At 54.3% G+C, this 25,803-nt stretch carries 22 protein-coding genes and 3 pseudogenes; 12 read left to right on the top strand and 13 right to left on the bottom strand.

Annotated features, from left to right (window positions below; translation table 11 throughout):
• Positions 1-138: 138 nt before the first annotated feature.
• Positions 139-525 carry a hypothetical protein gene (locus tag K6I40_RS07895; protein WP_222914213.1) on the bottom strand — a complete coding sequence of 129 codons (387 nt, stop codon included), beginning with the start codon at positions 523-525 and terminating at the stop codon, positions 139-141.
• 1,628 nt (positions 526-2,153) lie between these two features.
• Between K6I40_RS07895 and K6I40_RS07890 the strand changes: the two genes are divergently transcribed.
• Entirely contained in the window at positions 2,154-3,326 is a 1,173-nt protein-coding gene (locus tag K6I40_RS07890) for an ISH3 family transposase (RefSeq protein ID WP_222913236.1), read from the top strand.
• Positions 3,327-3,484: 158 nt separating this feature from the next.
• On the opposite strand, the gene K6I40_RS07885 is transcribed toward K6I40_RS07890, so the two are convergent.
• Complete coding sequence (locus K6I40_RS07885; RefSeq protein WP_222914211.1) at positions 3,485-3,823, bottom strand: hypothetical protein; 339 nt, start codon at positions 3,821-3,823, stop codon at positions 3,485-3,487.
• A 195-nt stretch (positions 3,824-4,018) separates the two neighbouring features.
• On the opposite strand from K6I40_RS07885, the pseudogene K6I40_RS07880 reads away from it, so the two are divergent.
• Positions 4,019-5,018 (top strand): annotated as a pseudogene (locus K6I40_RS07880) (IS630 family transposase).
• Positions 5,019-5,222: 204 nt separating this feature from the next.
• Here K6I40_RS07880 and K6I40_RS07875 read toward each other — a convergent pair.
• The 7 genes from K6I40_RS07875 to K6I40_RS07845 all read right to left on the bottom strand — a co-directional run bounded on the left by K6I40_RS07875 (position 5,223) and on the right by K6I40_RS07845 (position 14,759).
• Complete coding sequence (locus K6I40_RS07875; RefSeq protein ID WP_222914209.1) at positions 5,223-7,253, bottom strand: hypothetical protein; 2,031 nt, start codon at positions 7,251-7,253, stop codon at positions 5,223-5,225.
• A 226-nt stretch (positions 7,254-7,479) separates the two neighbouring features.
• Positions 7,480-8,157, bottom strand: a complete 678-nt coding sequence (locus K6I40_RS07870; protein ID WP_222914207.1) for an IS6 family transposase — start codon at positions 8,155-8,157, stop codon at positions 7,480-7,482.
• Positions 8,158-8,229: 72 nt separating this feature from the next.
• Positions 8,230-9,201 carry an amidohydrolase family protein gene (locus K6I40_RS07865; protein ID WP_222914205.1) on the bottom strand — a complete coding sequence of 324 codons (972 nt, stop codon included), beginning with the start codon at positions 9,199-9,201 and terminating at the stop codon, positions 8,230-8,232.
• Positions 9,202-9,259: 58 nt separating this feature from the next.
• Positions 9,260-10,870 carry a CARDB domain-containing protein gene (locus K6I40_RS07860; protein WP_222914202.1) on the bottom strand — a complete coding sequence of 537 codons (1,611 nt, stop codon included), beginning with the start codon at positions 10,868-10,870 and terminating at the stop codon, positions 9,260-9,262.
• A 616-nt stretch (positions 10,871-11,486) separates the two neighbouring features.
• Complete coding sequence (locus K6I40_RS07855) at positions 11,487-13,016, bottom strand: PKD domain-containing protein (protein WP_222914200.1); 1,530 nt, start codon at positions 13,014-13,016, stop codon at positions 11,487-11,489.
• The gene (locus tag K6I40_RS07850; RefSeq protein ID WP_222914197.1) at positions 13,013-14,227 is read right to left on the bottom strand and encodes a PQQ-binding-like beta-propeller repeat protein; all 1,215 of its coding nucleotides are present in this window, start codon (positions 14,225-14,227) and stop codon (positions 13,013-13,015) included. The genes K6I40_RS07855 and K6I40_RS07850 overlap by 4 nt, the downstream gene beginning before the upstream one ends.
• Positions 14,228-14,534: 307 nt before the next feature.
• Positions 14,535-14,759 (bottom strand): hypothetical protein, encoded by a 225-nt coding sequence (locus tag K6I40_RS07845; RefSeq protein WP_222914195.1) that lies wholly within the window; start codon positions 14,757-14,759, stop codon positions 14,535-14,537.
• Between the two features lie 356 nt (positions 14,760-15,115).
• Here K6I40_RS07845 and K6I40_RS28280 point away from each other — a divergent pair, with 356 nt between their 5' ends.
• The 4 genes from K6I40_RS28280 (at position 15,116) to K6I40_RS07830 (ending at position 17,744) form a co-directional block, all read left to right on the top strand.
• A complete protein-coding gene (locus K6I40_RS28280; RefSeq protein WP_255681584.1) occupies positions 15,116-15,526 on the top strand; it encodes a hypothetical protein in 411 nt (136 codons plus the stop codon).
• A complete protein-coding gene (locus K6I40_RS28275) occupies positions 15,478-15,885 on the top strand; it encodes a hypothetical protein (protein ID WP_255681582.1) in 408 nt (135 codons plus the stop codon). Before K6I40_RS28280 ends, K6I40_RS28275 begins: the two co-directional genes overlap by 49 nt.
• 60 nt (positions 15,886-15,945) lie before the next feature.
• On the top strand, positions 15,946-16,581 hold the full coding sequence (locus tag K6I40_RS07835; protein ID WP_222914193.1) for a helix-turn-helix domain-containing protein: 636 nt from the start codon (positions 15,946-15,948) through the stop codon (positions 16,579-16,581).
• Positions 16,582-16,682: 101 nt separating this feature from the next.
• On the top strand, positions 16,683-17,744 hold the full coding sequence (locus tag K6I40_RS07830) for a hypothetical protein (RefSeq protein WP_222914190.1): 1,062 nt from the start codon (positions 16,683-16,685) through the stop codon (positions 17,742-17,744).
• Here K6I40_RS07830 and K6I40_RS07825 read toward each other — a convergent pair.
• Positions 17,719-17,880, bottom strand: a pseudogene (locus K6I40_RS07825) (IS4 family transposase); the annotation flags it as partial. The gene K6I40_RS07830 and the pseudogene K6I40_RS07825 sit on opposite strands and share 26 nt — an antisense overlap.
• 279 nt (positions 17,881-18,159) lie before the next feature.
• On the bottom strand, positions 18,160-18,399 hold the full coding sequence (locus tag K6I40_RS07820) for a MarR family transcriptional regulator (RefSeq protein ID WP_222914188.1): 240 nt from the start codon (positions 18,397-18,399) through the stop codon (positions 18,160-18,162).
• A 178-nt stretch (positions 18,400-18,577) separates the two neighbouring features.
• Between K6I40_RS07820 and K6I40_RS07815 the strand changes: the two genes are divergently transcribed.
• The 4 genes from K6I40_RS07815 to K6I40_RS28265 all read left to right on the top strand — a co-directional run bounded on the left by K6I40_RS07815 (position 18,578) and on the right by K6I40_RS28265 (position 21,927).
• On the top strand, positions 18,578-18,880 hold the full coding sequence (locus K6I40_RS07815; protein ID WP_222914186.1) for a hypothetical protein: 303 nt from the start codon (positions 18,578-18,580) through the stop codon (positions 18,878-18,880).
• A complete protein-coding gene (locus tag K6I40_RS07810) occupies positions 18,877-19,245 on the top strand; it encodes a hypothetical protein (RefSeq protein ID WP_222914184.1) in 369 nt (122 codons plus the stop codon). The genes K6I40_RS07815 and K6I40_RS07810 overlap by 4 nt, the downstream gene beginning before the upstream one ends.
• Positions 19,246-19,390: 145 nt before the next feature.
• The gene (locus K6I40_RS28270; RefSeq protein WP_255681578.1) at positions 19,391-20,170 is read left to right on the top strand and encodes a hypothetical protein; all 780 of its coding nucleotides are present in this window, start codon (positions 19,391-19,393) and stop codon (positions 20,168-20,170) included.
• 392 nt (positions 20,171-20,562) lie between these two features.
• On the top strand, positions 20,563-21,927 hold the full coding sequence (locus tag K6I40_RS28265) for an HTH domain-containing protein (RefSeq protein ID WP_255681576.1): 1,365 nt from the start codon (positions 20,563-20,565) through the stop codon (positions 21,925-21,927).
• Positions 21,928-21,955: 28 nt separating this feature from the next.
• Here K6I40_RS28265 and K6I40_RS28260 read toward each other — a convergent pair whose 3' ends face one another.
• On the bottom strand, positions 21,956-22,090 hold the full coding sequence (locus K6I40_RS28260; RefSeq protein WP_305082489.1) for a hypothetical protein: 135 nt from the start codon (positions 22,088-22,090) through the stop codon (positions 21,956-21,958).
• Between the two features lie 158 nt (positions 22,091-22,248).
• Between K6I40_RS28260 and K6I40_RS07800 the strand changes: the two genes are divergently transcribed.
• Positions 22,249-22,905, top strand: a complete 657-nt coding sequence (locus tag K6I40_RS07800; protein ID WP_222914182.1) for a TRIC cation channel family protein — start codon at positions 22,249-22,251, stop codon at positions 22,903-22,905.
• Between the two features lie 1,062 nt (positions 22,906-23,967).
• Complete coding sequence (locus K6I40_RS28255; RefSeq protein ID WP_255681574.1) at positions 23,968-24,585, top strand: SWIM zinc finger family protein; 618 nt, start codon at positions 23,968-23,970, stop codon at positions 24,583-24,585.
• 65 nt (positions 24,586-24,650) lie between these two features.
• Here the strand turns inward: K6I40_RS28255 and K6I40_RS07790 are convergent.
• A pseudogene (locus tag K6I40_RS07790) lies at positions 24,651-25,620 on the bottom strand (hypothetical protein).
• Positions 25,621-25,803: the final 183 nt, after the last annotated feature.

Genomic DNA, 25,803 nt, shown 5'->3' with positions numbered 1-25,803 from the left:
CAGAGTGGCCGACCGAACGTCCGTGCCAACTGGACGATCAACAGGTGCGAAGACGGCGTTTCGGAGTGTCAAAACGACCATCGCTCCAAGAAGATAATTAAACTGTTCTATCTAATATATCTGTGAGTTTTGGGACCGTTAGTACCACGCCTCGAGTTGGGCGCCTGCGTCAGCATAGGCGCAGAACATACGCTGGAGATCCGTGTATTCTCTTCGGGTGATGTCGGGATTGGGGGTGCCTGTGGCCACCGGCGCCCTCTGATACTGATCTATAGCTTCCTTGTAGGTCACGGCGGCCAGCGTGTCCGCCATCTCGTGCACGGTGTGATTATGGATTATCTTGGTGTAAAGCGATATCCCGGTCAGTGTCTCTACGAGCGGATTGTATCTCTTGCCGCGGAACCAGCCGTCATCGAAGAGGTCTCCGGAGGGACCGAGCTGAAGCGGTGGCTCAAAGTCGATAGCGATGGTTGGCTCGCTGTCCCAGGCGGCACCATTTGGTGTCCAGTAGTTATCTAATCCCATGGTGATATGTGCGATGAGAGTCAGCGGTGTCGTTGTGGCAATTCATGGACGTCTCAACGACCGCAGTGATACTGTCACTGCGGCTGCTGAGACAGCAAACGGTTCGATTCTCTAGTATGGCTAGCTGTCCCGTCACAGGGTATATTTCATTTCGTCATACAAATGGATCTGTGCGTAGGGCTGCTGAGAACTGAGCTACGAATTCAGGAGTGTCGTGGCGTTGGTTCCTGGAGGAACAACCAGTGCATTCTACCGCCAGAATCTCAAGAGCAATTGTGAGTCCACGAATGTTTCCGCCACGTTCGGTAAACGGTGCTCTGCTCGTGAGACTGGGGCGGCAATCCCCTCTATGCCGCCCTCCTATCACTCACGACTGTCGTCTCGATAGTTGACCCTTGTGAGCATAGCGTCGAATGTGGTTCACGAGAAAGCGAGATGCTCACGGGGTAACTGAGATACTGATGATATCCAACATACCGCGCCGTGGCAACGCGATACTCAAGACGTGGGCTCTCCCGAGCATCAATTTCGTGTTTCACTCGGTACACGGTGTGTCTCGCGAGAACCGTCAAAACCCCGGATGAAGTGCCGGGAGTGGCACGAGGAAACAGCGTCCGGCGAGGAGCGGGCAACGACCGACGCCGGACGACGACTGATTCAGCGGGATGATCGGATCAGACTGTCGCGCCGTGGCAGAACGCGACAGTTTCGATAGTGGTCCTATACGGTATAGGCTTCGTGGCCGTGCCTCCAACTCACTCGAAACGAGGTGTGCTGAAACACCGCGAGCGGCACGGGAGAGTAGAAAACGCCCGCTCGCGGGAATGTGGGTGGAGCTCGGGGGTGTGTCGTGCCGCGGAGTACGCGACAGATGGCCGTATGGCTGCGAGCCGTTTGAATCCGCTGCCAATTGAGTGTGGGGATTGTGGTGATGTAACTAACTGTCATCACAACCGCTATGTCGCGCTATCCGAGCGGCAACCACTGGCTTGTTGGGGTCGCTCACGTGTCCGTCCGCCAGTCCGTGAAAAGCATTGCCGTACACAGCCATGTATGTCCGGTACTGAGTTTCCCCCAGTGGTTTCGAGGACCCAGGACGGCTCTGCGATGCAATCGGCGAACTAATCGATGCACTCGAGGATCCCGTGCGCTTGGCTATGGTATAAGCTAGATATATATGGTTGAGATAGATGCTATGGCCGGGAAAAATAGCCCCTCTAGTTACTAGAAGAGCGGGATGATGTCTGTGACGGTGCACTAGCCGTTTGTTGTGAGTTCAGCGTCTTGGGATTCTGAACAGGCGATTGGTGGTGCTTCTGGGTCTTGCGTTGTCATCCCAAGTTGCCATCCGGATGCTTCTGGGCCGCGCGTGTGGAAACCGATGCAGAGCGGCTGATTGTCTTCTGCATACAGGCGGAAGCTGTAGACTGCTGAATCGTCTTCTTGTTGCGGAAGGATTATTTTCCTTGTAATATCATCGTCGTATTCGTCTTCAGCGAAGTGTGCCTCACCAACGTTTTCTTCGAAATTGCTCCCATCTGGTCCGGTGAATATCGGTAGTTCCCATCGAATCAGAAGTTAGTCGAGACTGATGAGGTTAGATTCTCAGGAAGCGTCTGAATGGGTGTATGAAGTGCCTCTACCATCCAGACACCGTTCTTACGGCCTCTGACCTTGAAACCTTAGCGCTTGATCTCCTCTCTGAGATCCCGATCCCCGGAGTCGAAGGCTGCGGCTTCGACTCCGGGATTATCCGACAGACGCTCCTCCAGGCCGCTGTCGATCAGAAATCCATCAAGGCTGTCACTGACACCACTCGTGGAACGTACTCCGATGACTACACGCTTGCCCAACTTCACACGGTCCCGCCTGCTGAACTCGAAGCAATCGCTAACCGCCTTCTCTGTCAGCAGGCGGCGATGATCCTCGGCGCTGGGCCGAGGATCATCTGCCTCGACTTCGTCGATATCCATTATCATGGCTGTCCACACGCTGAACCTGGTGTAATCTGTCACACGAAGCCTCGCGATGGCACCTCCCAGTGCCATCGCTACCTTGCTGGATTTGTTCTTTGTCGGGCCAAACCACTGGTCGTCGCAGTCACACCCGTTCGTGGTGATGAACCGAAGAGCGACGCGGTCGAGCGAGTGCTCGACCACGTCGCGGCCCTCCCCTTTGATGTCGCTGGCGTTCTTGCCGACCGTGGGTTCTACGACGGAACGTCGATCGAGCGACTGAATGCAGTCGCATCAGTCGCTCTTCCAGTCGTGCGGCGCGGAAAACAGATGGCAGAGAAACTCGACACGACGGTGTCCTACTGGACGGAGTACGTGATGTACGAGGGGAGCGAGCGGGAACTACGCTTCCCGCTCGCGGTCTGTGTCTCCTACCAGCAGGGCAATCGAGGTAAACACGGCTTGCTCGTTCGGGCGTACGTGGCGTGCGATCTGACCGATCGCACGCCGAAAGATGTCGAAGCACTCTACCAGAAGCGCTCAGCGATCGAGACAGCTTTCCGAACGATACGTGAAGCGCGTGCACGAACCAGCACGACTGATCCAGTCGTGCGGCTGTTGTTCGTTCTGGTGAGCTTCCTGTTGCGGAATCTCTGGGTGATCGTTCGGTGGGGCGTGCTCGCCACGCCGCAGCGCGGCGGGCGAGCACTGCCTGTCTGGTTCCGGTTCGAGGTCTTCCGCGAGTGGATTGATCACGCACTCGACGACACGTTACGGCGGAAATGGGAAGCACCGACGAACTGTACCGGGATTCCGGCGACCTATAGCCAGCTGGACGCGGGCTGAGATCGCCCGCGTCCAGCGGCAACCCTATACCGGAGCGACGGCCTCGCATCGTGTCTGGCGCGACGGCTCTCTCACTGTCGTGAGATCGCCGTCTGAGCGTGCCGCAGGGAATCACTCGGTCTGATCTCTTTCAGTCCTTCTAAAAATCGAGTCAGCAATCAGGATCGATGGGAACTACCGAATATCGCGGCGGCATATTCGTCTTCGTTTTCGTATGCTTCCATCTCGATCGCGTCTGCACCACCTTCGAACGAGAGGTTGAACGCGATATAGCTGCCTTCACCAATTGCCTCGACACGGAACACATCAGTGTCACCCGGTGAGAGCGTCCCATTGTACACTCCTGATTCTATCACTGTTGCGTTCTCACAGGTATCTGCCAAGTCTCCGGTTTGCAGTGTCGGTTGCTGGGTAGGGTGTTGCGTGGTTGCTGTACCCGATGCGGCCGCAAGGAGCCCAACGCACAGGACTCCGATGATCAGTCGTGTGCCCCTCATTGTCATACCTCCATGATTGGCTACCCCGATCTTGAGGATAAAACCAGGGTGTTAGTATATGAGAACGATAGTAGCGGAAATAAAAATATGGGGATGGGATCAAAGTACACAAGACATCCATTGGACAAGTATTCCGTGGGGGCACCGTCTATAGTAACCGTTAGAATTTTCGCCCGTAGATTGTTACTGTAGACAATGGACCATCTCGACGAGATTTCCGTTGAAGAACTCCAAGACGCCCTTGACAAGGTTGAGGGAAACAAGCCGACACAACGGTTGTTAGCGGCGATTGCGTACAAGAACGGCGTGACACAGACCGAACTTGCAGAGTGGCACGACACTGGTCGAAGGACGATCTACAGTTGGCTCATGCGACTCGATACGGACGAACCGCTTGAGCAAGCTGTCTCTGATGCTCACCGATCCGGGAGAAAACGAAAGCTCTCAGAAACACAGCAAGAAGAGTTTGAACAAACCGTTCACGAACCTCCCGAGGAAGTCGGGATCGACGCGCCGGCATGGACGCCGGCGCTCGTCCAGGAGTTTCTTGAAGAAACCTACGGCGTCGAGTACTCCTATCCGAGTTGCCGGCGGTTGCTCAAAGAAGCTGGATTGAGTTACCAAAAACCGCGCCGCACAGCCGACGAAGCCGAGGAATCCGACACAGAAGAGTTCCGTGACGAACTCAAAAAAAGCGAGCGGAGATGGACGCCACAGTAGTCTGCATCGATCAGACCAAGAAATCCGTCCAGGTTGAGCCGCGTGCCGCGTGGTTTCCGCGCGGCACGCGGCCGAGCGTCGAACTTTCTGGCCAACGCGACTGGACGTGTCTGCTCGGCGCGATCACCGAAGACGGCGAGTGCTTCTTCTCACGATTCACCGAGTACGTCACTGCCGATCACGCGAAACATTTCATTCTCGCGTTATGCAAAGAATTCGAAGAAGATCTAATCATCGTGCTCGATGGAGCGCCGTATTTCCAGGCATCGGCCGTCACGGACCTGGCGGCCCGTGACGACCTCGCCTTCGTCACGTTACCGGCGTACTCTCCTGAACTCAATCCGGTCGAAGAGTGCTGGCGACAGCTCCAAACGGCTCTCAGCAATCGGTTTTTGACTCACTTGGCGAGTTAACAACGGCGATCGATACCGCACTTAATCAGCTCTCTGTACCAAAGATGAGCAGTTATTTCTAACTCCTACTATAGAGTAATCGTTTCAGTGTCACCAGGGTCAACTGAGACGATCTCAGAGTCAAGTCGTTCGGGATCGTGTCCAACGATAAAGTCGATTTCCTGAGAAGTGGTCTCATTGCCGGTGTTCTCGATCTCGGCCGTCACTTCCAGGAATTCGCCTGCATCAATCGGCGTGTTCGTGTCGGTGATCGTCAGCTCTATTGTTCAATCAGCCATGTGGTCGATTTCCCAAGAATCTGGCCACATGAGCAGGCCGTCCTCGGTAATAATCCACGGACTAATCCTGCAGGTATGGCATCCTTCCCCTTCATCAATCGATAGCGTTACTGTATCTTCATTACCTTCAAGATCGTGGAATCCAAGAATGATATCCGCCTGACTGAGCCACCAAACGGCGCGATCCAGATTACTATCCGGTGAGGTAATATCTAAACTGACCTCAAAGGGCTCACTGCGGCCGACTATGATTGGTTCATTGGGATCCGGATCAGCAGCCACCACAGATGGTTGAGTCTTGCCGTCAGGGGTGATATTGACCGTCCACCGCTCTGTGTCGGCCGGGTTGTGGTTAGGAGATTGGCGACCAACATCAACATCATAAAAGACGGATGCTGTGACTTCGTATACCCCAATTGAGTCAAATGTGTGATAGAAGTAATCAGCCTCATACTTCTCAACATACTGGTAATAATCTGCCGTCAAGGCATGCCAATGAGCGGTATAAGATACTTGTTCTCCATCAATCTTCCACTCTACAGCCCAGTCGCTATCCACGTCTTCGATGTCAGCCTCGAATAGGAGTCGCGTTCCCGGTTGAATGGTGCGTTCGCGATCAGTGACTTTTGCGCGAATCGCTTCCTCGGCCTCTTCCAGCGCTGTCTCAAGGTCGGCGAGCAACTCGAGGTCCTTGTTAACCCGGTCAAGGTACTGGGTGAAAAGCGTCTCAGTAAACGAATGGAGGGCTCCCCAATAGTCATCTTGGCCCAACTCATCGTCATCATGTTCGTCCCCCACGTCTACAAATGCGTCCCTCGTTGCTTTGAAGTCACTCCTGGGATCAAGGAGATCGGTAAGCACTGAACGCTGTTTTTCGAGAATTTCGCGATATTCATCAACCCGTTTTACCATCGAATCATCAGGATACACGACATCGTTGGGGGACACATCTTCAGGGGCGTGCGCCAGTGCCAACGCAGGATTGCGGTGGTGGAGCTCCTCATCGCTCAGCCAGCCAAGATCAATGAGTGTCTCGTTTGCGACCTCCATCCACTGGCGCCGATCAAAACCCACAATCACTTCCGTTGCACCCGAGAGTCCTTCCAATCCTGCCTCGAAGTTCTCAAGATCGGTATCGAGGGTATCCAGAATATCTTTTAGATTCAATGCTGCCGCTACCTCCGGCCCGAGAAGTTTCTCCATCGGAACGAACTGACTGACGCTGGCGCCGACGAGCCATGCATATATGTCGTTGAGTCCATCGACTAGTTCCTCTAGCGCTGTTTCAATGTACCAGTCGGGATCGAGCGCACGGGTTAATCGAACGCCGTCGACGGCGGCCTCGCCCAGTAGATTATGACGAAACTCGGCGCTGGCTGCGAGTGCGGTTACAGATGGATGATCGAAGTGCGGCAACCGTGGAATTGAACGATCAGTGCTGCCCGCATATTCGAAGAACGCGCCGTCATAGTAGTTGGCCTGTCGCTGAGCCTTGGGCAGCCGGTACGTATATCCAGTCGGGAACGTCACCCAGAATCGCTGGCGATTATCAAACTCCCCCTCTACTGCTGGCGCACCGCCCTCGACGGGCCGTTCAACAAGCAGTGGTCGAATGTCGAACCATGTTCCTCCAGCCCATTCGAAGCTGAGAGGCACTCTCAGGTCGGAACTCATCGCGTAGTCGGGATCAATGTTAACCGGCGCCGCATCGACATCGTAATTGATTTCGTTCGCAGTGAACCGAATATTTATGGTGTCATTTGGCCGATCCTGAAATGACAGCACCTCCTCGGGATCGTCGGTTAGATCGTCCGCATCGCTCTCTGTGATAGGATCGCTAAACACAACGGTAATTGTCGACTCTGTATTATCCTGGACTTGAGAGAAGAGACCAACGATGGATTCGGGAATCACCGTTACCCCGAGCTCGATGTCTTGCTCCCGGGACACGCCCGCCATACTAAGGACTGCACCGTTCCGAACGAATCGCCGCCGACTCATTCCAGTGTTTTCAGCCATTGGTACTCAAATTTGTTTTTATCGGGTGAGTCTAATTCGTGAATGAACCATTCACGCCCAGTAGTCCCCCTTATTCCCTCGCCGATCATTCCTGTCAGTCCAACCACCCAGAGCGAGGAACTTCGCCTTCGTATACGCATAATATGGACTCTGTTAACGCCCACCATAATTGTTTCAGTGGACGCAGAACATCCTTGGTTTGATGAACAAGGAGTGTCGGCACTGTCTAGTTCTGCACTTCCTCGACCGGCGTCTTTCCATCGAGAGCTTGGTGCGGTCTCTGACAGTTGTAGTAGTGCATAAACTGTTCAAGCCACTCGCGGACGCTCGCCCGACTGCCAACCCACGAGTTATGGAAACGGTCGATCCGCATTTTGAGGGTATGAAACCACTTTTCGATCAGGTTTCGGTCGGTATAGTCAATCTGACCGCTCAGTCCTAATCGGGAGAGGGCAGTCCGATAGCCGAACTGATCGACGAGAAACTCAGCCTCTGAGAGATCGTGTTTCTCGGTGAGTCTATGCAGAAACGCAGCTGCTGGATCAGTGCCGTGCCGACCAAACAGCGCGACATCGAGAATCAACTTTGTCTCGATGTCTATTGCAGCATACAACCAAGACCATTCGGCGTTGATTTTGACAGCGGTCTCGTCAACCGCGACCCTTGACGGCTTCGCCGTCGGCGGGTCGCAGCCGCTGTCAGCTAACCGATGTACCCAATTCCAGACCGCTCCATGTGAGCGTTCAATGCCTAATTCAGCGAGAATTGTTGTTGTCTCCCGAAGAGAACAACCGGTCTGATGGAGGTGGACGGCGAACGCCCTGACGGGCGTCGCCGTCCGCTCATTCTCCCAAGATTCTTCTAAATCCGCTGCATAGCTCTCGCTGAGCAGGTCTGCGAACATCTTGCCCAAGAAACTCAACGACCTGCTCACTTCTCAAACTGGCTCAACTAGACAGTGCCTCCGTGGGGGATATTACAGTAGGTCTTGGAGATTTTGATATCTGATCTGTGCCCACTGGTCGGGAGCGAGGTCAAATTCACGAAAAATATTGAACTGACCGACATTTTGCTCAGGCGCGAGCTTATCTGTGCCAAAGAGGAGGCTGTCAGCGTATTCGTTTAGAAACTCTTGCCCAAACGCGAGATCACGAGTAAGCGCGTTCCATCCAGACCCGCCGGACAGATCGCCAGAGAGGTTATCATACTCCGCTAATAATCGCGGAATAGCCCCACCTGATGTAACTGGCCCTTCTGGCCACACCGTCGCTACCGAATCAAGATCGCCAGAAATCGAGGCCCACCAGCCAGCCCCATGCCCGATGAAATCAACGTTGGGATAGGCTTGGAGCATCGCTTCAGTACGCGGCAAGCCGACCTCGTCAGTTAGATTTACACCGTCCATATGGAAGAGGACTGGCAGATCGAGTTCTGCACACGTCTCATAGACGGTTTGGACCCGGTTATCATCGAACGGCACCGGTGCTTTCAACTCCCCAACACCTCGTGCCCCCATGGAGACATACGTTTCAAGTCGTTCTCTAATGGTATCCTCACCGAACTGCTCTGCGACAAGCGGCGCAACTGTACAGAAGGGAATGAATCGATCTGGAAATTTGCTCTCTTCGCGTAAAGTCCACCATGTCGGAACAGGATAAAACCAACTTGTCGGTGACTCGAGTGGGAGTAAGACAGCCTGATCAACACTATGGTCATCCATCCAGTTAACAGCCTGTTCGGTAGAGAACGCCTGTCGTGTCGTTCCATCAATTGGAGTAACATGGAGGTGTGTATCGAGAAGAGGCATGTCACCGATATCTTGGATGGTAGCAGCCCTTCCTCCTTTCGGCACGGTAACACCAGCAGCGGCTGTCACACTGGTGTGCTGTAGCAACTGTCGCCGCGTGACGCCTTCGGGCTCTCCCCGTGGAATGGTATTGGATCCCATACGGTCTGATCACCAAGCAACGGAATAGTCGTAGGGGTGGAGAAAGTGAGATCGATGATTAGCCAGTGCCGTAGACACGGACAGACTGTTCGTCCGCATCCTTCTCAGTTTCAATTCGCACAGGGAACTCTGTGGTCTGTTTCGCAGGATAGGTCGAGTACCCTAGCGTAATCGTCTTGCTACTTCCGGGCCCAAGCGTGACTGTCTCGGTATCTACTTGCTCGGGACTATGTCCGACAATAAGGCGGATAGTCTGTGTTGCCTCTGTTGGCCCTGTGTTCTTGACAACGGCGGTCACTTGGAGGAACTTTCCGGCATCAAGTGGGGTATTCGTTTTGGTGATGTCTACAACGAACGATGAACCAGTCGGCCTATTGTCTTCTGCCCGACTTTCATCTTCTGTTCCATATACCGTGACGGATCGTTCAGCCGTGTCGTCCTCGCTCTGGACCCGAACTGGAAATTTAGTGGTTTGTTTTGCAGGATACGTCTCATATCCAAGCGTAATCGTCTGGGTTTCACCGGGCCCAAGCGTGACCGTCTTAGTATCCACTTGTTCAGGGCTATGTCCGACAATAAGATCAATAGTCTGCCTTGTGGACGCCTCGCCAGTGTTTTTGATCTGGGCAGTCACTTCAAGAAATTCACTTGCATTGACCGGTGCATTTGTCTCACTAATCATCACCTCAAGCGACGGACCTTGCTCTTGACCCTCTGTTACGGCGACACGCAGATCATGGACGGTTGGACTGAAGGACAGTTCTGCTTCAGAAGGAGCTCCGAAAATACTAACGGCCAGTGTCACCCCTTCAAACAATTTCTGTATTTCGTATGTTTTCCCCTGACTCGCGGTGAACGAGACCGAGGCCGAACTTTCGCCGCTAATTGGCTTTGGTTGATTTGGATCTCCAGGGGCATGTACATTTTCATCTGGTCGTTCGGTTACTTCCTCTGCAATTTGTCCGCCGACAATAGGTATAACTTCATCAATTAAGGCCTCGAATGCAGATATCATCCATTCATTATCAAGGGTATCCAGATGGGGTATTACAAGGTCCCACTCGACAACTGGTTGTGACTCGGCTATTATGTCCCCTGTCGCAGCGTCTCGAATAACTAATCGCCCTTGTACACCGACCCGATTAACCGCATTCTGGTATCTACTAGACTCTCGGTACTGGAAGACATTTCCCTCATACGCGTACTCCGATGAGACAGTAAATGTCTCATCACGTGGAGCCTCCCATTCTGCCGAAAACAGGTGGCGGCCTGCGCTAACATATCCGCCACCGGCACCAATATCTCCAAACTCCCCCTCAACGGTTGTGCCTAATTCAATATTCCCTGTTTGTTTCGCTGGATCAATCGTCACTCGATTTTCTAATTCTACATTAGTTGCTACCCGAGGTATATCTGCTGGGTACGTTCCAGTGTGAGAATCCTTAGAACTTAATTGTTCATCAAATGAGAGAGTTCCTAATTCGGTCCCTTCTCCCGAATCATCTTGTTCCTGTTGTCTCGCTGTAACGGTACTAGTGCCGACAAGCAGTGTAGTACTGCCGAGAAATGACCGACGCGAAATATTTTCCGCAATACAAGTCCTCTCTTTGTTGTTTTCATTTCCCTCCTCTCTGCTTGTACTTATCGCTCTGCCTTTCCTCCTGTTCATTATCTTATTAACCCACTTCTACGTAGGTATTGTCGATAATTCCGTTTTGTTACTACCCCTTGCTGTGTTGGTCATTGGGTCCTTGTAGCCTCACCCCTGTTATGATGTGCTATGTATTAACACACTATAAAACTCTCCACATATAAGCATTCCAGTACTCGATTGGCAACTCTGATCGGGTCGCTACATAAAGTGTACCTGGTCTAGTCAAAATGGAAATAAGGTCGCGTGGTGGATTTGGATCCTTACCATGGCCTACTTCGACACAAGATTTCCGCGATGAACATATACGGTATACTAGCTAATTACAGAGTCGGTGATGAGTGCCACCTAATCGAGTCAGAGGGCACAGGCTCGTTCTCGGAGCTCGTCTTCTCGGCCGTTGAACTGCGGCACCGCGGACCCGGGACGTGCGCCTCCTATCGTACCGTCAGCGACCATGTGGACGGTGGTGTCGCCCACGCGTCGAGTGACGATGCAGTGTTAGTAATTGGGCCGCTCGGAGTTTGAGCGCCGCAGCAACTCGTTGTGAGCGGATTCAAGAATCACAAACTCGCTCGGGTCGCGGAATCCGTGGTAATCGCGTATGTACTCGGCCTTGTTGATCACCTCTGTCTCAGTCGGGCCACGGATTGCTTATATCGCGGTCGCCGGTGAACGACGTGATTCTGTCGTGGGTCTCGGTATTCTTCTGTTCTACGTGGATTACTCCATCATTTTGATGTGTATCTGATTGAACGCGAAACGAAATCCATTCCCCTTTTAGCGCGGATGGCACCGTGGACGTGAGTACGATCTCATCTGTCGTGCCAGCCGCCATCGTCACTGTCTGACTCTCTACGACCGTTGGCTTCTCACCGAGCGTAAGTTCAACCTCTCGTGTCACTTGCGTCGATTCGGTGTTTTCGAGCATTGCTCTTACCTTCACTGCCTCGCCCTCAACAATTGGACTGTTCGTCTCGAGAACTAGTACGTCGATGCCCCTTCTCTTATCGAGATTTCTCGCTGAGTCTTCACCGTCTTTGAACTGCCATGGAATGATCGACGTGTACGTGTTATTCTCAGTAATTGCCCATGCTTCAATCTGGCACGATAGACAGCCACCATCGATCTCGAGCGACGCCGTGTCATTCCGACTACTGACCTCGGTGATACCGATGATCGTATCCGCCTGTGTCATCCACCACACAACCCGGTCAAGATCGGTTGTCGGACTCGAGATATCGAGTTCGAGTGTATACTGTCCGTCTGCTGCGAGTTCGCTGGTGACTGGGCGAGCGGCATCAATTCTGGGTGGTATAGCCCCTGAGTCGGTCACAGTAATGGTCCACCGCATTGCACGATTCCTATCGTCTCTGACAACAGCTGCGGTAATTTCGTGGGTGCCGGGAGACTCAAACAGATACGAGAAGAATTCACGTCCAACTTTATCGGCATACATGAACGGCCACACTGCACCCTGAGTCGGATGGTGGCTACCATCAACATACCATTGGATGGTTCCCTCTGGTTTCATCACCGTGGTGTCAATCTCGAACATAACCTGTGTAGCAGGCTGGATAGTGAGTTCGGAGGACGGAGATGTATACGTGGACTCCAACTCGTCGACAGCACGAACGGTGACTGTTTTGGTGGCTGTGTCCGTTTCAATCTCAGCATGGATCGGGATATCCACCTCGTCTTTCACGGGGTAGGTTCGATAGCCGAATGAGTGGGTCTCTGTTTTCCCCGGTTCGACGGTCGTTTTGATCCCGCCTCTCTTTTCTTCGTTAAAGATGGCTGTAATCTCTGGTCGATGTGCTATTTCACCAGTATTCGTGACTTCGACTGTGATCATCAATCTGTCACCGCCTTCAACCGGGCTGTTTGTGTCAACAATTGCTATCGAGAGGTCGCTCTCGCGAGGCGTGACGGAGAGAGCCCGTTGGACAGTATCTTTGGCTCCCGTTTCGTCAACCACAGTAAGCGAAATAGGGTGTAATCCTCTGTCAGAAAACGCATGTTCAACACTTTGCCCGGTGCGATCAGCGGTCCCATCACCGGTGAAATCCCACTTGTACGCTACGATCTTACCGTCTTCCACCGTTGACGCTGACGCATCAAAGGCGACCGGCTCGTTGACCGTTGGTTTGTCCGTGTCGATCACGAAATCCGCCAGTAGCGAGTGATCATATGTGGGAGGGTGACGGGACCACCACGGCGGAGACTATCGTGATGGCCGAGTGTACCGAGTAACACTCGTGATCCTTCACTTGATCCATCAACGTCTGTCGGGAACGCGTACACCAACGAGTCGTAACTCCCAATGTAGACGGTTCCATCAACCGCTGTTGGGGACGAGGAGACAGGGCCGTCAGTTTTGTACTGCCAGATGAGATGGCCGCGTACCGCGTCGATCGCATACAGATTTGGGGCACCATGCGGTGACGAATCCCCGACGTAGACGATGCCATCAACGACAGTTGGCGATGAATCCACAGTCGTACTGGTTGTGAACGTCCACTGCTGCTCGCCAGTACTGGCATCAAGTGCGTACACATCGGCATTATACCCGCCGATATACACGGTGTGGTCCGCGACCGTCGGTGATGAGGTCCCGATGTGGCCGTCAGTGTCAACGCTCCAGATTTCCTCCCCCGTTGCGACATCGACTGCGTAAATTGAGTCATCGAAACTCCCGACGTAGACATTCCCCTTCACGACTGTTGGTGACGAACGTACCTCGCCACCAGTTTCGAACGCCCACTGTTCATTACCATTTGTGGCATCGAGCGCGTAGAGGTGGTTATCGGCACTCCCGATATAGACGGTGTCAGCAACTACTGTTGGCGACGATCGTTGAATACTTCCACCGGTCTCGTACGTCCAGGTTTCGCGACCGGTCACCATATCTAGTGCATGGACATCCCCACTGAAATCCCCGACATACACGGAATCATCACCAGCAGTCGGTGATGACATCAGAATACTTGATCCGATGTTGGAGACCCAGCGTTTCTCTCCTGTCTCAGCATCGAGCGCGTAGACGTTCTCATCGCGACTGCCCACGTAGACGGTTTCATCAACCACTGTTACCGATGATCCCACCTCACCCTCGGTCGAGACAGTCCACACTGCTTGACCAGTGCTTACGTCAATTGCATAGATCTGACTGTCATGGCTTCCGATATACAGAATGCCATCAACGATCGTCGGCGATGCGGAAATGAACCCACCAGTTTCAAATCGCCACCGTTCGGGAGTACTATCATCACGGCTCGTAGTTTGCTGTGCGTGATCGGTGGGCCAGACGGATGTAGTCCCATATCCGGCGGTTAGTTGCAGGAGGTGACGGCGCGTGAAGTGTGTGTTGGACATTCTTTGTCACCTCGTTTGTGCTTCGCATTCAATCGGGGACGGTAGTCACGGTCAAAGCAGTCGCGCGAGTTATTTTCAGCCTATAAGCCGTATCGCTGTGGTATCCGGATTTGGGATACCGTATGGGTGTGGGACTTCGACGCATATGTCCATTACCGCCATCACTAAACTATTTAGTACTTTGTCATAAGGGATTATACGTTTGTAACGGATCACAGTTAGTGATAACTGAACGTTCAAACCCTACACCGAGTGCCCGTGACCTACCAATACCTCATCAGTGATCTGGCGTCGTGAGCATCGTCGATTAATCAGCATCGACCGCTACCTGCCACCGCAAGATCGGATAGTCGTCTGGGTCTGTGACGACCGTCCATGTATCCTCGAAATCAAGCGCGGGTATGTTCTCTTCAGCTACTCCGCCTTGCATTTCATCGGTGGACAGTCCAGCGAGGTCAGTTGTGTAACCTACATTGTTACCGATTCCGTCCGTATGTCCTGTGGCCTCAATGTCCCAGTACGACTCGCTCACAACTCCCTCGGGGCCCTCGTTATAACCGGTAAGACCGCCAGCATTCTGGTCACCTTCGACGGTGGTTGTCGCATACCTTTAACTCAGATCAGGTACTGCCGTCGATAGTGACTTCCGCCCACAACTCACTTCTCCCTTCTGCTCACTCTCTCATCCGTGACTATGACTTCTACCTCAACCCACCCGTTACGCCGTAATCACGCCAAATACACTTACACTGTTTATATAGCTGGAATTCTTCTCCTTGTTAAATCTACTGAGCCAGCTTGGGTCGGTGACACGCCATTCAGTTGGAGGAAGTATTGGATTTTATAACCGATTGGCGACGATGAGTGTTAACGATGAAGCGTGTAGTGATGGATACGAACTACTGGATTTCTCTGAGGGAGGACCCACAGCGATTCAAAAACTTCTATGAGACTGTTTCAGTGGATGACGTTCAGGTGTACCTCAGTACGGGGAACTTCCTCGACCTCGTTAAGGCAGAAGAGCAGGACATGATGTCCAAGATAATCGTAGCTATTACAGACAAAGTCCTGCCACCAACTCCTGAAGAGGGGAGTGAATTCTACGTCAGTAGCCACCCTCTCGGTATCCTACCGGACGAAGAATATCGGCGCTACGTCAGAAGGGAGATTAGTGATTTATCTTTAGTAGAAATCCTTCAGCGGGTGTTTCGAGACTCTACCTGGAGTGCAACAGAAGACTATTTGAAGGGATGGAGCAGCTACGAGACCTTCACGAAGAATGGGGCCACGATAACCTGAAAGGACTGGCCTTCGAGGAGTACCTACAACAGAGCGGAGACCAGTACGTCCTCCACGAACACGAGGTCGACATAGTTTCGTACGTCAAAAAGGAAATATACCTCCATCGAGTCTCGATGATGGACCCGAACGAGACCGTCAAGGAGAACGATGTTGCTGATATGCTTGTTTGTACGCAAGCAATCCTCTCAGACTGCGATATGCTCCTTATAGAAGCGAAATGGGCGAATTTAGGGCTCGTAGAAGCCGTGACGGATAAGCTCGACACGGACGCTGAGTTGGAGATTTACAAGGACTTCGAGGAATTCCATCGAGATTTGAGGGGCGTGTCGGAGAACCAGCGAAAGTCAACCGAATAAACGTGTTTGAGTGCTGATTTAACCAAAGAGACTTTCTATGTTCTCTGGAAAGTGGTGAGTATGTATGATATAGACGGTGAGGGGCTAGATACACTTGGAACGAGTGCGGATGAACTCGCTGCTATCGGCCAACTGCTCAATCAATCTCGACTCGCACACATTTGGTATACCCTCTACGTAGAGGGGAACATCGTTGAAGAGGGTGACAATCCGTTCCTCGGGGATGGGCTAACTGTTCCCGAGCTAGAAGAACACTTGGAGGTCCCGCAGTCGACACTATACAACGACATCGAGGAACTCGTCGACATAGGCGCAGTAGAAGTAGCCTCAGACTCCCAACCAAAGGGATACAAGGCCAATTTCCTTGAAGCAGAAGGGACCATCGTCGAGGAAATCGATGAAGAAGATGCAATTGTCAACCCTCTGCTGATTGGACTGGTCGGGCAAGCATACGCCGATGAGGAGGTTGAGGAATTCCTCGACGAACACGGACACGACGCCGTCTGGGAGGCACTTCTGTTCTACAGAGCGAAGGCTGGCGGTCAGACAGAACTCGGGTACACCGACCTTATCCCCGACATCCCCGACGACCAGTTGGAGACAATTGAGCCCTCGCTACGGCACATCCTCAGGCAGATGTCACGAGACCCGCTCTGGAGCGGGGATTACTCAGAGGTATTGAACATAAGCAAATAGTCCTCTTAGGAGTCCATCAACATGCCGTTCACCGCGCGAATCGACGGGGAACTCTGTACCCCACACGAAGCAGATACCAGTGATTCTCCAGAGTGCCCCGGATGCGGGAACGAACTCGCAATTCGGGACTCTCATCGTCGAAAGGGGTCGTTCGTGGCTCGCCATTTCATACACCCTACGCAACCACCAAGTGGCTGTTCAGGGGGCGCAGGCGGGAATCAGCGGAACACAAACGACTGAAATCTATCGCCGCCTCCAAAGCCGAGATCACGTTCTCCAATTCAACAGTCTCGATTGAAACACCAATTGGAGACCGGCGTGCAGACGTTCTGGTCGAGTTCGACCGTCACCACGAATCACTCGGAGAAGGGATTGCAATTGAGGTTCAACATAAACACCATACGAAGGATAAAGAAGCCGTCCAAGCGACGTTTCGCTCGAACGAGTACAGTGTTCTATGGCTCAATTCTACGCATTTCGACGACCACGACGTAGACCTCGGAGCTGGTGACCTCTCGAAGTGGTGGGCAGCGCAGATACCGCATCCAGACGAATGGTCCGGGTATCACAATATTATCAAGTGGCTACGACAACACCACCGCCCATCAGTTGAGCGAACCATACCGTTTCCAGACGGGTTGTTTGCGCCCGAACATTCGACACTCTGGGCGAGAAGCCTGTATAACACCTATTCAGACGAGGGCGGAGAACAGACGATATTCAGTGCCCCACTCTACGATAGCGGCCGAACAAGGAGCGAGATAGGGTTAGCAGTTGATGGGATGGGTCATCTCCGAGTCTTCTTGAGGAAAATACGTAACGGCTCTGTTATTGAGTATGAGGATGACCCCAACCTGAGAAGGCGGTCTCAGGACTTGAAACAGCTAGCTAACATCCTGTCGGAGTGGAATGCGGAGCAGAGGCAAGATTGGGCGACTAGAACGTCAAATCGTCAGGCTGGCAACTGGGTCACAGTCTGGAAGGTCGATACCGGGATGTGCCGTCTGAAACTCCTCTGTAACGCTGAGACAGGCGAACCCACAGTTGGTCTGGAGGACCACTATCAAGGCTCAGTAACAGCACTGGTAGACCCAGAACAGGCGTCCGAGAGTATCAAACGGGCTCATTCGTCTTTAGCTAAGCTTCAATCCTCGATTGTGTAGGGGTAGCGAGTGTCTCTTGTAACACCGGTCGTTGCTGGTGAATCTTCTGTGCGTCTTTGATCAGCCGATCCAACAACGGTTGTAGGGAGTAGCCGAGGTACTCGCCAAATTCGTGAATGTCCACGGTCGCGTCGGACTCGTCTATATCGATAGGCTCAACATACTCACTGAGGTCTGGGTCGACATCGATTCCGGTGTCGGTCGGGATTGGGTGAATGCCCTTGGCGAACTCGACTTGGCGAATGTGCTTACATCTGCCTTCGGACTTTCAGTAGTCCGTCACACCCGCGAACGCACCTCTGATCTCCGAGAACGAGCACATAAAAGTGACGCTACATTTCGTGACGCTTCGAGGGATTTGGTCTTATTTCCCCTTCTATACACTCTGTATATTTCGGCTGGCACTGAAGCCAGCCTATGAATCAGTTATTTGACGAGGATCGTCGACAAGTTCATAGAGGCCAGGTGCGAGTTTCTCGACATGGCCATGCTCAACGAGTCGCTTCAGCCGTTCGCTAGCGTATGTCCGTGAAACATCGAGTTGATCTGCAGCGTATTGCGGGGTCACTCGCCCGTCACTGAGTACATCAAGCAACCGTTCATCTGTACTATTTAGCTTATCCGGTGTGAGCACTATTGCGTTTTTTATCGCCATGGAGCAACAATATATCGGAAATGTATTATAACTTGTCTAAAGTTGCGTCCTATTATAGGCTACAATACGTTAACTATAAGTAGAATTGACCCATACTATAGAGTAGAGACCGAAGGTGGCCGGGAAAATCTTGGCCGGCTGTTCCAGCAGCCGACCTCGGTCTTGGAGCACAAGACCAATGTCAATTCAACCGCGCACGACCGAAACGGTTTCGGCTCGCAGCCGCACCGACCATCGACCAGACTACATCCTCGTCGGCATCGACACCGAGGACGCACATCACGTCTACCGAACCACTGACGAAACTGTCTACGTCATCCACAACGCCGAGCGTACCTACCGCTACGACCTCGAGGCCGTCGACCAGTGCATCAACGACTGGATCGAGTACGTCAAAACCGAACGGGGCTTCACAAGCCAACATCTCTACTCGAGCCTCACGAACTCATTCCTCGATGCACTCGAAGGTGACGACCAATGAAGGTCGTCACCACCCCTACGCAACTCCTCGAGGGGTTCCCGGTCGGTCCCCACGGTACTACCAAGTGCCAACACTGTGAGTACCGACTGTACGAAGGCGACTGTGTGACCGTCCTTGCCTCACGCCCAGCCGACACTGACCGCTGGGCGATCCACCGACCCTACTGCGTAGCCTGCAGTCCCGACACCATCAAAGAGCCAACACTTGGCTGTACGGAACTCCTCGCCGAGTGCAGGCTCGGCACCCGCGCTGATCTGCCCACCCAGCAGACACGATTAGTCGCTCTCGAGCCCGAGATCCAGGACTCGAGTCCGCCCTCCAACAGGGCTGCCGAACCAGAGGCGATCCCCGCTCCAAACCGGTGAGCCCCTAACACGCACTCGCGCCGACAGCCGGTGAGCCACTGCGCTCGGCTGTCTGCATTCTCCGCACTCGACTCCAGGACTCGATGGCACGCCACTCCACTCGCCAGTCAGCACGCCCCCAGCTCCCACTCGAGGTGAGTCCACCGTGACCGACGTGGGACTCACACCAACACAGCAGCCACCGCTGTCCCCACAGGCCAGCCTCGCGATCGCTACCGATCCCGTCTCGGCGCTGTGGGACCAGCTGTTCGCCCATCAGTCGATCCGAGACCAATTTATCCGTGCCGTCCGACGGTTCGCCGACGGTCGGACTGTGCCGGAGTGTTACGACGCGCTTGAGGAGCAGAACGTTCCCTACTGGTTTCGCTCCCGGATCCTCGAGGTCGCACGCGGGAACCGTCGCGACGCGTGGCGACTCGCCGCCGATCTCGTGCCAAAGCTCGGGCAGGGCCATGCGAGTCTCGAGGACCTGTTCGCGACCGCGCAGTTCTTCGCCGATCATGTGCCCGACGATCAGCCACCGACACTCGCGGTCACCATCGACCGTGCGTTCGAAACGGCACCCCGAAGAAAACGAGAGACGATCTGTCGACTGCTCGCCGTCCTCGCAACCGGCTTCGATGTCCGTGTCATCGCAACCGGACGGACCCAGCACTGGCTTGCCCAGCACCACCGCGAAGACCTCCCTGGTGTGAGCGAATGGCGAGAGACACACCACCCAAGTAGGGACCGCGTCGACGACGCCCTCGAGGCGCTGGATCCGGACGGCCGAAAGGTCGAACTCCTCCGGCAGCTCGCTGATGAACCCGCCCAGACACTCGTCTCGACACGCGTTGCGGGCGATGCACGACGTCGATCGCAGCCGGATCTCGCAACTGCTCGTCTCCGAAACGAACTCGCTCACCGAACTTGGACTGGTCGCTGAGTTCGGCCCTGCCGATGATCGGACTGTCGAGTTGCTCGAGGCCGGCCGACAGCTACTCGCCACATTGGACGCCCAACACGGTCGTCAGCAGGAACTGTCGGAGGCCGTGAGCGACACCGGAACAGCCTCCCAACAGTGCCGTGTAACCCCGCGCACACGAGGGAGGGGATAACGGCGGAAGTGAGGACAGCAACCCCTACCGGACGGCCTACCTCGACCGTCCAGGGCATGTTGCCGCCGCTGGCTGTGGAGAGGACGGCGGGATCTCCCTTATAGAGGCCCCGTTCGAGGACCGTACGGGCGGCCCTGACCATACTCGATACGTCAGCTTCGACGGTGATCGCGAGGAAGCCGTCGTTGCCGTTCGGGCAAGTGGGCCCCTGCAGTATGTGGTGAGTCTCGCGACAGCGTTAGCCTCGCCGCGATTGCTCAACCGAGCGCTCACCGACAACCGTCTCGAGTCACTGGAAGACCCGCCGCCAATCTTGCGAGACGCTCGTTGTATCGGTGCGCTCTCGGATGAAGCACTCGAGGATCCCAAAACGATTCGTGAGGCGTTCATCGAGTGGGGCACTGACCTCGAGGACCTCACCGCGAAACTCTCCGCCGGTGAGTACGAGGATCGCAACCGCTTCCGCAGCGAGATTATGCGCTCCGCTCACGGGCTTGCTGGCTCGATCGTGCACTTGTTCGACGCTCTCGGGATCGGCATTACTCGGGAACTCCGAGTACCGGCTGGGCTCGATACCGACGCGCTGAACGAACTCGCAACGTCGATCAGTATTTCGACGGCAATTCAGTCGAAATACGGTGCGTTCGCCTGCTATCGGCAGCTGTTCGAAGCTCGAGAAGAGAAGCGTCGCACCGCACTCTCACCGACCGTCGATGCAGACGATCCGCTGGGTACGCTCATTGGCTCTTTGGTCGTTCGCGGAGAGGATGTCCACCGACTCCGCCCGTACCTCGAGCAATCGCTCGAGACACCAGCAGCGATCGCTGATGACGCTCCCGAGTTCGCGGTCTACGTCTCCCTCTCGACGGTCGATCGGGCCGCCTACGCGGCGACTGCGACGCGGATCCTGCAGCCGAAAAACCTGCGACCGACTCGAGACGCTGTCTCGCTGCTCCACGCACTAACTGACTCACCGTACGCCACTGCCCAAGCACTGCAGCAACTAGCCGACGAAGAGGAATGTCGCGAGCTCCGGCCGGACGAACTCCGCTATGTGTTGGGAACGCTCAAGCCCGACCAGTTGCTCTCCGATCTCCCACCGACAGTCGGTCGAATAATCCATACGCTTCTCACAGCCGAAAACCGCCTGTCACAGCGCGAGCTTGCCGACCAAGCAGATGTCTCAGCACGGACAATTCGGAAGTATCGCAACCGACTCGAGACGTTCGATCTCATTCGCGTCGACGAGAGCGGGTACCGCCTAACGCTATCGTTCCAAACCGCTTCCGAACGCCGTGATTCGGTTGTTCCAACTGTCCTCGAGGAGAACCAGACGCTCCTCGACGCCGCCGACACCTTTCTCGAGACGATCCTGCCGCCAAATCGATACGGTGATCCTGACGACTCACTCGGTGGTGTGCTGTTTTGGCCACCGGATCCGTCGCGATTACTCGATCACCACCGAGTTGGTCCGTGGCTGCGACTAGCAGCTGCGCTCACAGCAATAGGATCTACCGGGAACAACCGGGTGGTGCAGATGGGCCCACCGCTCGAGCAGCAAGCCCTTCCGGAATCCCTGACATGAGCTGACTACCCTATCTCTCTGGGGTCGTTCACGAACTACCGTCTCTGAATCCGTGTAGAGAGACGTCCTCGACATCGTCGTAGTCGTCATCACCACCGACGATCAGCGTTGCGTCAAGCTCGGCTGCAGTCGACGAACGCATCTCCGAGAGCAGGATTGACATCTATACAGGGTGTCATAGAAAAATTCCCATCCCACCTCTGTGACTACCTAACAAACGGTAAGTACAGATTGTACTGATAACACACGTGACAGGCTGTGGATCGAGACGGGACCGGTGTCTCAGAGGACTCAAGGGACTCGTTCTCATAGGAGCGGCCAATGGGGCAGGACCTCCTCGGAGTATTGTTCGGCGATCCGTTCGCGGTGATGAACACGATCGGTTTACTCGCGTTCGCTCTCGTCGGATCATCGAAGGCGATTCGTGAGGAGTTCGACCTGCTCGGAATTACTGTCGTCGGACTGGCGATGGCATTCGCTGGCGGAGCGACGCGCGATCTCCTTGTGGCGCGAGTTCCGTTAGCGCTTCAGTCCCCGATCGAAATCGCTCTGGGACTGCTCGGAATCGGCTTAGCGATCGCACTGAGTGTTGTCCTTTCGTCTCCAGATACGCATCCGATCACGCTCGTCGCGGACGCTATCGGGCTCGCCGCGTTTACGACAACCGGTGCCATCATCGCCACCGAAGTGGGCGTTTCAGCATTTGGTGTCGTCGTTATTGCAACGATCAATGCAGTCGGTGGTGGTGCGTTCGCCGATATTCTTCTGGATCGATCCCCGTTTATCCTCTTCGACGATTTCTACGCGAGTTGTGCGGTGCTGGGCGGAAGTACATACTTTCTAGCGGGAGTCGTCGGCGTCTCTGGGAGTACCGCTGCCGGAATATGCGCGGTCGTTACCGTGCTAACACGGTTAGCTGCGGTCACTCGTGACTGGAACCTTCCGACAGTACAGGGATTAGGACTCCTTGAACAGTAAATCGGTATCCGATGTGAGACGAACTCGTCACGAGGGAAACGATTCCGGGCCACAGCGCTGACCAACGCGCCCTATTTTCAACCGGATCGAAGAAGACTCTCGCGTTCAGTTCGCAACTGTAGTGAACGGATAGTTCACTCCAAATTGGGTGAAAAGATCGTCATGCGGATCATTCTATGACACCTTCTGCTCATTGTTAAGGGTACTTGGAAGACTCTATAGGGAGTCGTCTCGTTCTCTCGAACAACCGTGCCAACGTTTGGCCGAACAGAATCTGGGAAGTGGCACATCGTCGGTCCTGATGGGTGCCGGTATGGGCGAGCGTTTACTGACGAGACCGAGGACGCGCCAGACAAGTCAGTCACAGCAACAGATATTGTCGCATACGAGCCACCCGAACCACCAGATAACAGTCAATCTCGTTCGAGATCGCACTCTTCGGGAAGAGACTCTCTTCTACAGAGCCAGAACGATAATCAACGACTCGTCTTCCCGAGTGACGTTCGCGAGAGCAGTTCTGAAATGTGTCGTTCATGCCGCTTACAACTAGACCACCATCAGAAACGGCGATCACGAGTCATCACTCAACTCAAGCGAGTAACGCCGATTCGCGACGGTGGCTGGAACACAGTCGAGCAAGATACCAGACGCCCCTGTGATTGGTGTCGCTCCCATGAATTCACCACCTGGCACAGTGATGAGCTCAGCTGTACAGTCTGTCCAGCCTGTGGCCGACTCTTCGAGACACCACTTGGTGAGCCAACTGCCGAGAATCGGCCAGAAGCTACCCGCTTACCGGATACTCCAACTGAGCCGGTTGAACCGATCGTATTCGGAACATCACTTCCAGATTACGATCCCACCGAGCTGGTCGGGAGCAATCGGCCGCTGATCAAATACCGCGATAAGCACAAATATGCTGAGCTGGTATTCGAACTCGAGCGGACTGGCCACGCGTTCTCAGCCGAGGGGATCGCTGCACTTGAACAGAGTCGCTCGAACTACGCCGACCAAGTTGCTGACAACGATACCCACCAGACGGATGTCACGCTCGAGATCGGTATGACTTCACGTACGGTAACGATCGAGGGGATATTCCCCGAGGATAGTTCGTCAGTGATCGGAACGTGTTGGGACATCGTGAGCGATCCGACCAAGTGGTTCCCGATCGGGTGGCCAGAGCAGGGATGGATTCACCGTCGGTCAGCTGATCCCTTTATCCCTGGAGACGAGCCCGTTGTAGACGCATTTCCTCGGCTTCAGACACAGACACCAGCTAACTCAGTTGACCTCGAGACGCTTCGACAGATAACCGAGCCAGGCCGCTATGACCGAGGAACCCGCTACTACGAACGTGGGTCGGTGACGGATATCGAGTACATCGACGATTCCCTCCAGGCGACAGTCCAAGGGAGCCGTCCATACGATGTCCGAGTTACACTCTCACAAGGAAGCTATGTCAGCGGCCAGTGTAGCTGCCCCGATGATGCAGCGCCCTGTAAGCATATCGTTGCCGCCGTGTTGGCTAGCGGTGACGTTGAAGCTGTCGACGATGATCAGTCGCTAGATACCCTCCTTGAAACGGCGTCCGTTGAAGAGCTTCGGACCGTGCTTGCTGAGTTCGCGAACGAAGACCTGAGACTCCGGAAACACCTCTATGAGGTGCTTGGCGAAGACTGAGTGCAGTACCAGAACAGCGGAGTTGTTCTCCACGTTCTCGAGCCCAATTCAGAACAGTCCACAGACTACTCGGCGTGGAACTCTTGGGCAGGACTGAACTCGGTAAGATCCTCAATACGAGCCTCGAGTTCATCAATTTCCTCGCGTAGTTCAGCAGCTTCAGGGTCGTCACTGGCCGCCAATTGATCCTTGAGTCCCTGCAATCGTGTTTCCTTGTGCTCTTCGTTGACATCCGCTTTCCGGACGTACTCGCGGTTTTCGATCTTATAGACGTCACTTGGTCTGAGTTCTGTGACCTCGAGGGCCTCGTCGACCTTACTGGAATCAACACTGGTAACGCGCTCGCGAGGAATGCCAGCGTCCTCGAGGGTAGTGAGCACATCCTCTTCATCCTGCAACGATCGATATTCACGGCTGGTCCGCTGTACCGAGCCGAACTGGGCGTGAATGGGCTGATCGTGGTGGATCCGCTCGAGTAAATGTCGGCCACGTCCTGTCGGAGATCGTCGGCATTGCGTTGCACGTCAGAGAGCAGCGTATAGAGATTCACCAGTGTGGACGTCTCGAGTCCACTGAGATCGGTCACATCGTGGCGCTCGAGCGCATCAGTGAGGAGCAAAGCATCAGCATAGACAGCAAGGTCTGGTTCAGTCCGTTCATGTTCAGTCTCAGTCTCGGGCGCTTGGACGAGCTGAGAAGGGCCCGGTTCGTCACTCTCGCGGATCAACCCCTCGCGCTCATCGATCTCAAAGCGGGGATGCAGACTCAGGACTGCTGGATAGGGGTCAGCGTCGGACGGTAAGCGCTCGAGGTCGAACGTATTGGTTGCATCGCCGATTCGGCGGGCAAGCGTCTCGAACTGCTCGCGTTGGAGTGGCTGCTTCTCCCCAGAGTCGAGAAATTCGATGACGATCCGATGCTCCTGGACATCTGTGATCTGAATGGTGTGTTCGATACTGGTGTCGTCAGTGTGGCCTCCTCTCCCAATGCGTCACACTCTTCAAGCAAGTTACTCCAGGTCGACTGGAACGGCATTATGGATGAAATAGCGGAACAAGAAGGAAAAACCCTCTCCTCACGAGACGATTTCCAAGTCACTCGTTTCCTCTGGAATCACATGAATAGCTGAGTTACGTACGCTCTCACTATAGAACATCCTCGAGCTGCTGTTCTTGGAAATAAACAGCTTTGTCCCACATCTGTTGGTCAATAGTGCCA

It is taken from the genome of Natrinema sp. SYSU A 869 (assembly GCF_019879105.1).
Lineage (GTDB): Archaea > Halobacteriota > Halobacteria > Halobacteriales > Natrialbaceae > Natrinema.
The sequence above is the reverse complement of the archived record's forward strand: the minus strand, read 5'-3'. Positions and strand labels throughout refer to the sequence as shown.

Bases quoted from the DNA above. Each gene is read 5' to 3' on its own strand.
- K6I40_RS07895 (WP_222914213.1), bottom strand. From the start codon at position 525: ATGGGATTAGATAACTACTGGACACCAAATGGTGCCGCCTGGGACAGC.
- K6I40_RS07890 (WP_222913236.1), top strand. From the start codon at position 2,154: ATGAAGTGCCTCTACCATCCAGACACCGTTCTTACGGCCTCTGACCTT.
- K6I40_RS07885 (WP_222914211.1), bottom strand. From the start codon at position 3,823: ATGAGGGGCACACGACTGATCATCGGAGTCCTGTGCGTTGGGCTCCTT.
- K6I40_RS07875 (WP_222914209.1), bottom strand. From the start codon at position 7,253: ATGGCTGAAAACACTGGAATGAGTCGGCGGCGATTCGTTCGGAACGGT.
- K6I40_RS07870 (WP_222914207.1), bottom strand. From the start codon at position 8,157: ATGTTCGCAGACCTGCTCAGCGAGAGCTATGCAGCGGATTTAGAAGAA.
- K6I40_RS07865 (WP_222914205.1), bottom strand. From the start codon at position 9,201: ATGGGATCCAATACCATTCCACGGGGAGAGCCCGAAGGCGTCACGCGG.
- K6I40_RS07860 (WP_222914202.1), bottom strand. From the start codon at position 10,870: ATGAACAGGAGGAAAGGCAGAGCGATAAGTACAAGCAGAGAGGAGGGA.
- K6I40_RS07850 (WP_222914197.1), bottom strand. From the start codon at position 14,227: ATGTCCAACACACACTTCACGCGCCGTCACCTCCTGCAACTAACCGCC.
- K6I40_RS28280 (WP_255681584.1), top strand. From the start codon at position 15,116: ATGGATACGAACTACTGGATTTCTCTGAGGGAGGACCCACAGCGATTC.
- K6I40_RS28275 (WP_255681582.1), top strand. From the start codon at position 15,478: ATGGAGCAGCTACGAGACCTTCACGAAGAATGGGGCCACGATAACCTG.
- K6I40_RS07835 (WP_222914193.1), top strand. From the start codon at position 15,946: ATGTATGATATAGACGGTGAGGGGCTAGATACACTTGGAACGAGTGCG.
- K6I40_RS07830 (WP_222914190.1), top strand. From the start codon at position 16,683: ATGCGGGAACGAACTCGCAATTCGGGACTCTCATCGTCGAAAGGGGTC.
- K6I40_RS07820 (WP_222914188.1), bottom strand. From the start codon at position 18,399: ATGGCGATAAAAAACGCAATAGTGCTCACACCGGATAAGCTAAATAGT.
- K6I40_RS07815 (WP_222914186.1), top strand. From the start codon at position 18,578: ATGTCAATTCAACCGCGCACGACCGAAACGGTTTCGGCTCGCAGCCGC.
- K6I40_RS07810 (WP_222914184.1), top strand. From the start codon at position 18,877: ATGAAGGTCGTCACCACCCCTACGCAACTCCTCGAGGGGTTCCCGGTC.
- K6I40_RS28260 (WP_305082489.1), bottom strand. From the start codon at position 22,090: ATGTCAATCCTGCTCTCGGAGATGCGTTCGTCGACTGCAGCCGAGCTT.
- K6I40_RS07800 (WP_222914182.1), top strand. From the start codon at position 22,249: ATGGGGCAGGACCTCCTCGGAGTATTGTTCGGCGATCCGTTCGCGGTG.
- K6I40_RS28255 (WP_255681574.1), top strand. From the start codon at position 23,968: ATGACTTCACGTACGGTAACGATCGAGGGGATATTCCCCGAGGATAGT.